Origin of the sequence: Undibacterium sp. Di24W (assembly GCF_049340325.1) — a bacterium.
Lineage (GTDB): Bacteria > Pseudomonadota > Gammaproteobacteria > Burkholderiales > Burkholderiaceae_D > Undibacterium.
The window spans coordinates 1-1057 of sequence record NZ_JBMPOP010000019.1 but is presented as its reverse complement, the minus strand read 5'-3'; the positions used below and the strand labels follow the sequence as shown (position 1 = coordinate 1057).

At 50.5% G+C, this 1057-nt stretch carries 1 protein-coding gene; it reads left to right on the top strand.

Annotated elements, in window-relative coordinates; genetic code table 11:
* The coding region (locus ACO0KZ_RS20430; protein ID WP_422998621.1) for a hypothetical protein at nt 1–1057 on the top strand (1057 nt) is incomplete at both ends.

The window sequence follows — 1057 nt, the reverse complement described above, 5'->3', positions numbered from 1 at the left end:
TCGAAGGCAACCTGACGATCAACTTGGGTAACGGCATCTTCACAACTAGCAAAGCTGACACATCAGGTCAAGTACAAAACGTGACAGTCACTGGCGGTAAAGGTAACGACACGTTCATCTTGGCTGACACGATCGAAGCGGGCGACAGCTTGACAGGTGGCGACGGTAACGACACATTGATCATCGTCAATGGCGGTAACGTAACAGGCAATACAACAGCATCAGGCTCTAGCATCGTCACTAAAGTTGAAGCTGTTCAAGTGTTGTTGAACAATGCTACTTCTTCAGTGAGCTTCATCAAGCTGCCTGACGTGACAGGCGTGACAGTACGTAACGTGTCTAACACCAACGTAGGCGCACCAGCTAACTCAGCACCACAAGCGGGTACATCCACGTTCAACTTGAACACATTGAGCGCAGCGCAAGCAACAGCGGTGACGGTATTGCATAGTGACACAGGTTCTAACGCGATCAACCAAACAGTGATCAACTATGGCACAACAGCGACGACAGCTGGTTTGACCATCGCTGAAGGCACGAACACAGACCCACGTTTCAACACAACGGTCTCTAGTTCTTCTTCAGTAGCGAACTTCACATTGACAGATGCTGACTCTGAAAGCAACACAGTCGCATTGGCAAGTGCAGCAAACTACTCAGGTACAGTCACTATCGGTACAGCAACAGGTACTGGCCGTGCAGGCGGCTTCATCAACTTCGACACAACAACAGCAGGTGCTAACGGTGGTTTGAACCGTCTGGACGTGTCTGGTGCCGTAGCTGACGGTTCTGGCGTATTGGATCTGTCTTTGACAGCAGGTCAAGTTAAATTGGTAGCAGCAACGATCACAGCAGCAGCTGAGTTGGCTAACGTGACTGTTCGCGTATCAACAAGCGCAGCGGCTAACGGTGCACAGTCGATCACAATGGGTGCAGGTAACGACACCGTTGTATTCGATAACATCCAAGACACACGTGCTGGTTTGTCTATCTCTGACACAGTAGCTGGTGGTGCTGGTACAGGCGATACATTGGTGATCGACGGTGACTTGACTGG